Source organism: Roseateles sp. P1_C6 (assembly GCF_056406315.1).
On record NZ_JBFUAK010000003.1, the window covers coordinates 464,138 to 471,711 of the forward strand.

A 7,574-nucleotide genomic window follows, 5' to 3' on the forward strand; every position below is an offset into this window, starting at 1 on the left:
TCACAGCCCGTAGCGGTGTTGCAGCAGCTGCTGCAGGCCGGCCCACAGGCGGCTGCCCAGCGGCTTGGCCGCCACGGGCAGGCGCAGCACGCCGCTCATGCCGTGCAGGCCCAGGTCGGCCGGCAGGCCGCCAGGCGCGAACTCGGCCTGGATCTCGAAGAAGGCCTCGGCTGCCGTCGTGCCGGTGCTGTCGTCGGGGCGGATCGCCACGTCGCCGCCACCGCCAAAGCCCAGCGACGGCGACATCAGCCGCTGGCGCTGGTAGGGCACCATGCGCAGGCTGGCCAGGCCCAGCGCCTCGCCGCGGCGGCCGGCCAGGCGCAGCTGCGATTGCGCGGCCGGCGGCAGCGTCGTCAGCTCGGCGGCGTCCGCCTGCGGCAGCACGGCGGCGAAGCGCAGCGCGCTGCGGTCGACGACCTCGCCGACCGGCTGGGCGCGGTCCACCCAGGCGTCCAGGCGTTCGTGCAATGCGGGCGCCACCCACTCGCCGTCCTGCGGTGCGCGCACCTCCAGCGAGGCGAGCAGCTTTTCGGTCTCGGCACGGCGCGCCGTCAGCGCGTCCAGCCGCGCCTGCAGCGGGCCGATCTCGGCCGGCGTGCCGCTCAGCGCCAGGCCCAGCTGGGCGCGCGTCTCGGCGATCTGGCCTTGCACCAGGTCCAGCTGCAGCGCCAGCTCGGGGTTGTCGAAGCGGGCCAGCAGCTCACCCTTCTTGACGCGCTGGCCGTGGCGCACCGCCAGCTCCTGCAGCCGGGCGGGGGTCTGCAGGTAGATGGGGCTGCTCTGGCGCGCCTCCAGCACGCCGGGCAGGCGCAGCGCATGCGGTAGCGGCAGCACGAACAACAGCAGCCAGGCCACCAGCACCATGCCGCCCGTCGCCGCGAAAGCGCGTGCGCGCAGCGTGCCCGGCGCGACGCGCAGCCAGCTCCACAGCTTGGACGCCGGCATCAGCACCATCGTGATGAAGGTGGTGATGGCCATGATGACGCCGACGCCGAACCATTGGTCGGTCACGTAGGCCAGCACCCCCAGCGTGACGATCCAGCGATAGACGAAGGCCAGCGCGCCGTAGACGGTGAACCAGATGCGTTCGTGGCGGTCCTGCGCCGGCTCGGGGTGGCTGCGCTGGCCGAACAGCCAGCGCGCGCCGTAGTGCAGCCACTGCGCCTGCGCCTTCTGGTAGAGATTGGGCATCTCCGTCAGGTCGCTGAGGATGTAGTACGCGTCGTAGCGCAGCAGCGGGTTGCCGTTGAAGATCAGGCTGGACAGCGAGCCGACGATCATCACGTTGAAGGCCATGCTGTGCACGGTGCCGTCGGCCGTGGCCGCCCAGACGACACAGGCGAGTGCGGCGAGGAAGACCTCGGCCAGCATGCCGGCCGCGCCCACGTAGGCGCGCTGCCACTTGTTGCGCAGGCCCCAGCTGGCCGACGCGTCCACATAGGGCAGTGGCGCCAGCACCAGCACCATGACGCCGAAGGTCGGCACCTGGCCGCCGTAGCGCTTGCAGACGAAGGCGTGGGCCAGCTCGTGCACGACCTTGACCAGCGTCGTCGCGAGGTACAGCCAGGGCAGGTTGGACAGCGACAGCAAGCCTTCGCTGCCGTTGCTGATCGCGCCGCCGTGCTCGAAGGCGGTCGCGCCGCCCCAGCAGACCGCCGCCAGCCACACCAGCCCGGCGACGCGGCCGGTGCAGGCGCGGATGAAAGGCAGCATGCGGTCCAGCCACTTGTCCAGGCCGAACAGCGGGAAGCGCCAGTACATGAACGACAGCAGCCGGCCGATGAACTCGCGCGAGCGCTGGCGCTGCAGCCGCTCCGAGATCGCGTCGGCATGCGGCTGCTCGCGAAAGAACAGCAGGCTGGACAGGTGCAGCTGCGACAGAAGCCTCACGACCTCGTCCTGGCCGGGCGTGCCCTCGGGGTGACGGCGGGCCAGGTCTTGCCAGATGGCGTCGACGGTGCGCTCGCCGTCCAGCGCACGCAGGAATTCGTAGGCCTGCGGCGTGACGCGGAAGAAGCGGTGCGAGTAACCGTCCTCCAGCAGCACCCAGGCCTGGCCACGGTAACGCTGGGCCTGCGCCTCGACAGTGGGCAGCAGCGCGACGCGGGCCTGCGCGACCTGGTACCAGCTATCGGAGAGCGTGCCTTGCGTCATCGCGCATCACCACCAGAGCCACAGCCGCAGCTGGTCAACGAGGCGATGCGTCAGCACCCAGATGATGCGGCGCGGCCCGGCGTCGATGCGGGCGTTGCCGCTCATGCCCGGTTTCCACCACGGCGCCGGCGGCGACAGCAGCTCGGCACGGACCATGAACTGGTTGCCCTCCTGGCCCTTGATCTGCGCCACCGGGATGACCGCCAGCACGCGCAGCGGGATCTTCTCGTCCGGCCGCGTCATCAGGCTCAGCTCGCCACGCGCGCCGGCCTGCAGCTGCGCCGCGTCGCGCTCGGGCACCTGCAGCGTCGCGTACAGCTTCTCGACGCGGGCGATGCGGTAGAGCTTGTCGCCCTTGCGCACCGGCGCGCCTTGCAGCTCGCGCTTCTCGCCTTCGACGATGACGCCGTCGAACGGCGCGCGGTTGGCGGCCAGGTCGACCAGCTCCTGCGTGCGTGCCAGCCGCGCCTGCGCCTGGGCCGTGCGCGCGTTGCCCACCTCGGACTCGGCCAGCGCGCCGGCCGCGCGGGCCTTGTCGGCCTCGGCGGTGTAGCGCTGCACCTCGGCGCGGGCGTCGGCAACTTGGTTCTGCAGGTCACGCACGTCCAGCTGCGCGAGCAGCTCGCCTTCCTTGACGTTCTGGCCGGCGCTGACCAGGGCTTCCTCGACGCGCCCGTCGAACTGCGCCGACAGGATGCGTGTGCTGTCGGTGGCCAGCTGGGCGCTGGCGCCGACGCGGTAGTCCCAGTCGACGAAGAGGGCGATCACCAGCGCGATGGCCGCCAGGCCGCTGCCGAGCTTGAGCCCCAGGTGCTGCGGCCCCAGCCACAGCCGTGCGCGGCGGCGCAGCTCGTCCTGGGCGCGCAGCATCAGCGGGCGCTGCTGCCAATGCAGGCTTTCCAGCCAGGGCAGGGCCACACGCAGGGCCAGTCGCAGGCGCGCGAGCTGGTCGGCCGGCAGCGCCTCGCCGTCGAAGACCATCAGCAGCGCCGCGCGCGGCGCGCTGTGCCCGCTGGTCAGCGGCAGCGACGCCAGGCTGACATCACCCAGCGACTGCTGCAGCAGCCGGTGCGCGGGCAGCGCCAGCGGCGCGGTGGCGTCGACCTCGGCCAGCGCGGTGCCGGCCTCGGCCGAGGCGGCGACCGCGTCCAGGCGCACGCCTTCGTCATGATCCAGTGCTTCGTCCAGCGCGCCTTCGGTCAACACGACGGCGTGCGCGAAGCGGTCCAGCTTGTCGCGGTGGCTCAGCGCCACCAGGCGCACGGCGGCGCCGGCCTCGGCACGCCAGCCCAGCGCCACCTGCTGCGCGCCCAGCGTGCTGGCCAGCGCGTTGACCAGTGCCAGCGTGGCCGGCTCGAAGCCGTCGTGGCGTTGCGCGAACAGCACCGCATCCAGCAGCGGCGCCCAGGTCAGCAGCGGCGCGTCCGTGGATGGCGCGGTGGCGGGCACCTCGCCCGGTGCCGGCAGGTCGGCCACCAGCTGTGCGCGCAGCACCAGCTCGTTCAGGTGCGGCCGCTCGCGGTCGGGCAGGCACAGCAGCCAGACGTCGTTGGCGGCGCGCTCGGGGCGCACGGCCACCAGCCATTGCGTCGTGCCCAGCGCCGAGCGCTGCGGCAGGCTGGCGAAGCCCTGCGTGCGGGCGCGCTGCGCCAACGCGAGCAGGTCGGCCGAGAAGTCGGCGCGCAGCGGGTCCGGCGCCGGGTCGCTGGCGCCGGCTTCGTCCTGGACTTCGGCGCGCAGCTGCCAGCCAGCCTCCAGCTCGGTCAACCACCAGCCCTGCTGCGCGCGCATCAGCCGCGCCAGCGCCGCGACCACCTGGGCCGCGTAGTCCGCCTGCCCGCTGGCGCCGCGCAGCGCGTGCAGCGCCAGCACCAGCTCGCGGGCGCTGTAGCTCGGCAACGCGGTGACCACGCCCGGCGCGTTCATTTCGTGGCGCCTCCGTCCAGCTTGAGGATGCCCTTGCTGCCCGGGGCGATGCGCCCACCCGTGTTGGTGAAGCGCACGCGCACCTCCACGAGGCCGCTGGCGGCATCGGTCGCCGGCGAGATGAAGCTGACGTTGCCGTTCACCGTCTCGCCGCCCTCGATGGCGATGGGCAGCGCCTGGCCGTCCTTGAGCTTGCGCGCGGCCGCGGCCGGCACGTTGGCGCGCAGGTGCAGCACCGACGCGTCCACCAGCTCCACCAGTGTGTCGCCGGGCTTGGCCCATTCGCCCACGTCGATGCCGACCTTGGTGACGACGCCGGCCACCGGCGCGAGCAAGCGGCGCTGCTGGCGGTCGGTCTCGGCCAGCTGCATCTCCAGCTTCTCGCGGCCTTTCTGCGTCTGCAGCTGCGCCAGGCGCCCGCGCGTGGCGATGAAGTCCAGCTCGTTGCGGGCGGCGTCCTCGCGGCTGATGGCGCCGCGCGTGGCGGCCAGCTTGCGCGCGTCCTCGGCCAGCGGCTGCACGACCTTGAGGCGCTCCTCGGTCGCGCGCACCTCGCTCATGTCCTCGTACTGCGTGCGGCGGCGCTGTTCCTCCAGCGCCTGGGCACGCTCGTCCAGCAGGATCAGCGCCTGGCCGGCGCCCACCTTCTGGCCGGGCTCGACGGCCACCTTGGCGACGACGCCGGTGACCGGCAGGCTCAAGCTCAGCTTGTGGCGGGCGTGGACGATGCCGACGTAGTCCGCTGCCAGTGCGGGACCGGCGAGCAGCGTGATGAAGAGAAGGACAGGGGCTTTCATTCGTCGATGCGCACGTCGTTGGCGGACAAGAGGCTGCCGTCCACCAGTTGAAGAGCCACGCGGGCCAGCGCCCAACGGCTGCTGCCGTCGATGAGGCGCATGCGGGCGTCCAGCACGTCGGCCTGCAGGCGCAGCAGGCGGTTGCGCGGCGCGGCGCCGCTGGCGAACTGCTCGCGCACGCTGGCCTCGAGCTGCTGGCGGGCGGCCAGCTCCTCGCGCAGCTGCGTCAGCTCGCCGTCCAGTTCCGCCAGCTGTGCGGCGCGGTTGAAGTAGTCGCTGGCCAGCGCCTGGCGCACGGAATGCACTTCCAGCGCCGACTGCTCCACGCGCAGCTGCTGCGCGCGGTACTCGGCCTGGGCGCGGCGGTCGCCACCGATGGGCACTTCCACCGCGACGCCGATCGTCCAGTCGGGGTTGCGGCCCTGCGTGGCTTTCTGAGCCGCGTCCAGCGGGCCATAGGTCAGGCTGTTGCTGCTGTAGCTGGCCTGCACATCCAGCGCCGGCAGCTTCTTGCTGTAGGCCAGGCGCAGGCGGGCGTCGGCCTGCTCGCGCTTGAGCTGGGCCATGCGCAGTGGGGGCCACGCGGCCTCCACGTCGGGCAGTCGTTCGGCCAGTGCGGCGAGCTGCGTGGACGGGGGCGGCGTGTCCAGGCTGGGCTCGGCCAGTGCCCAGCCGCCGTCCTGCGGCGGCAGGTCCAGCAGCACGCGCACCTTGGCCTCGGCCTCGAACAGCGCCTGCTGGCCGCGCGCCAGCTCGGCGCGGCGGGCGGACAGCACGGCCTGAGCCTCGTCCAGCGCGCCGGGCGCCAGCCGGCCGCCGTCGACGCGCGTGCGCACGTCGTCGACCGTTTCGCGGGCGTTGTCCAGCGCGTCGCGGCGCAGCGCCTGCGTCGCGCGGGCCCGCCACAGCTGCCAGTAGGTTGACAGCGCGTCACTGCCGATGCGCAGCGCCTGCTGGCGGAATTGCCAGACGCCGATCTCGCGCTCGACGCGGGCCACGCGCAGGTCGGTCTCGACCACGTCGCGCCCCGCGCCGCGCAGCAGCGGCTGGCGCATGGACAGCACCAGCGCGCCGACGCTTTCGGAGTCGCCCTGGGCAAAGCTGGCCGAACCGATGACGTTGCTGCGCCGCTGCGTGCTGCGCCAGGCCAGCGCCACCTCGGCGCCGGTGGGCGCCTTCACGCGCACGCCGGTCTCGCCGCCCAGCACCTGCTCGTCCAGCCGCGTGATGCCGCCCAGCGCGGCCGTCAGCCGTTCCTCGACGGTGCGCTGGCGGTTGCGCCCCTCGCGGCGCAGGTTGGCGTAGGCGACGGGCATGTAGAGCCCGGTCTCGGCCTCGGCCGCCTGCTCGGACACGCGCGACTGCAGCCGGGCGTACAACACCTCGGCGTTCTGCGCCAGCGCCAGCTGGGCCAGCGTCTTCGCGTCCAGCCGCACGGGCCGCTGCGCCGGCGCCTTCGGCGGCGGCACATAGGGCTCGTAGCGGATGGGAGCCGGCGCGAAGTCGCGCGGGTATTCCGCCTCGCTGGTGTCGATGGCCGCCAGCGCCGACGGGGCCGGCCCGGCACAGGCCGCCGCCGCGACCGCCGCGCCGAGGGCATGGCGCCAGGCCGCGGCGCGTCGTCGCATCAGGAGGCCTTCGGCGCGATGCGCTTGTCCTTGAGCTGCATCAGCCGTTCGATCTGGGCCAGCGACATCAGCTGCGCGTAGATGGCCGGCAGGTAGCGCTTGGTGCGCAGCTCGACGAACTTGTCGTTGGACAGGTTGTTCAGGCGCTCTTCGTTGACCACCCAGCAGCCGGCGATGTTCTTCTCGCGGTCGCCTTCACGCACGCGCATCTGCAGCGGCGTGAACATGTTCAGCTCGGCCAGCGTCTTGGCGAACTCCAGCGTGATCTGGTCCATCTGCTGCAGCTCGGCCAGGTAGCGCTTGACGTTCTCGATGACCTGCGTGGGCTCGCCCTTGTCGTCGAACAACGCGCTGCCTTCGGTCTCGCTGACCAGGCTGCTGGCCTCGTCGATGCAGATGGTGAAGTGACCCTCGGTGCCGCTGCCGGCCAGCGCGAAGGGGTAGCGGCGGATGATGGCGGGGATGTAGCTCGCCTCCCACTTGCCGCCTTCGCTGATGAACAGGTTCTCGCCGGCGTCCAGGCCCAGCAGCGTGACCGGGCGGAAGGCGTCCTTCTCCTTGTCCTCGACGAAGACGATGGGGTAGACGGCCGCGGCGCGGGCGAACTCGTGCATCGTCAGGTAGGCGATGTGGAAGTCCTTCGCGAAACCGAAACCCGTGATCTCCTTGATGCGGGTGCGGGCGTGACGTTCACGGTTGACGGGGACCACTTTCTCGAACATCGCAAATCCTTCTGACGCGTTTTTCAATCGGCGGGACAGGGGCAGACGCCGCGACCTGCGACCCGCCGCGCAAGCTGTTTCTCAGTATCGGTGAAGGCCCTTGCGCACCGGACACAGGAAAGTCCTAGGGCGCCGGCTGTCGCAATGCCGCGCGCAATAGCGTCTGCGGTTGTGGGGTCTCCTCAACCCCCGGAAGCGGGTGTGAAAAACGCGCACTTCTTGCTGAAAACTCTCATGGGATTGACACCCGCCTTCTATATGCTCGCCCGCATGTCCGCCGCCCTTCATGCCCCCCTCGTCAGCGCTGTGATCAGCGCCGGGGCCGAGGGCCGGGCGTCGTGAGCACG

General features: G+C 71.9%; 5 protein-coding genes. All 5 read right to left on the minus strand.

Annotation, left to right across the window (positions count from 1 at the left end; translation table 11 throughout):
* From AC1D29_RS08075 to AC1D29_RS08095, 5 genes are read right to left on the minus strand one after another with little or no spacing between them, the layout of a single operon-like run.
* Complete coding sequence (locus AC1D29_RS08075; RefSeq protein WP_477895957.1) at positions 1–2,154, minus strand: efflux RND transporter periplasmic adaptor subunit; 2,154 nt, start codon at positions 2,152–2,154, stop codon at positions 1–3.
* Positions 2,155–2,160: 6 nt separating this feature from the next.
* Positions 2,161–4,080, minus strand: coding sequence for a hypothetical protein (locus AC1D29_RS08080; protein ID WP_477895959.1), 1,920 nt, complete (start codon positions 4,078–4,080; stop codon positions 2,161–2,163).
* Complete coding sequence (locus AC1D29_RS08085) at positions 4,077–4,877, minus strand: efflux RND transporter periplasmic adaptor subunit (protein WP_477895961.1); 801 nt, start codon at positions 4,875–4,877, stop codon at positions 4,077–4,079. The genes AC1D29_RS08080 and AC1D29_RS08085 overlap by 4 nt, the downstream gene beginning before the upstream one ends.
* Positions 4,874–6,505 carry a TolC family protein gene (locus tag AC1D29_RS08090; protein WP_477895963.1) on the minus strand — a complete coding sequence of 544 codons (1,632 nt, stop codon included), beginning with the start codon at positions 6,503–6,505 and terminating at the stop codon, positions 4,874–4,876. Before AC1D29_RS08090 ends, AC1D29_RS08085 begins: the two co-directional genes overlap by 4 nt.
* Positions 6,505–7,227 (minus strand): SapC family protein, encoded by a 723-nt coding sequence (locus AC1D29_RS08095; protein ID WP_477895965.1) that lies wholly within the window; start codon positions 7,225–7,227, stop codon positions 6,505–6,507. The genes AC1D29_RS08090 and AC1D29_RS08095 overlap by 1 nt, the downstream gene beginning before the upstream one ends.
* Positions 7,228–7,574 lie beyond the last annotated feature (347 nt).

Bases quoted from the DNA above. Each gene is read 5' to 3' on its own strand.
- AC1D29_RS08075 (WP_477895957.1), bottom strand. From the start codon at position 2,154: ATGACGCAAGGCACGCTCTCCGATAGCTGGTACCAGGTCGCGCAGGCC.
- AC1D29_RS08080 (WP_477895959.1), bottom strand. From the start codon at position 4,080: ATGAACGCGCCGGGCGTGGTCACCGCGTTGCCGAGCTACAGCGCCCGC.
- AC1D29_RS08085 (WP_477895961.1), bottom strand. From the start codon at position 4,877: ATGAAAGCCCCTGTCCTTCTCTTCATCACGCTGCTCGCCGGTCCCGCA.
- AC1D29_RS08090 (WP_477895963.1), bottom strand. From the start codon at position 6,505: ATGCGACGACGCGCCGCGGCCTGGCGCCATGCCCTCGGCGCGGCGGTC.
- AC1D29_RS08095 (WP_477895965.1), bottom strand. From the start codon at position 7,227: ATGTTCGAGAAAGTGGTCCCCGTCAACCGTGAACGTCACGCCCGCACC.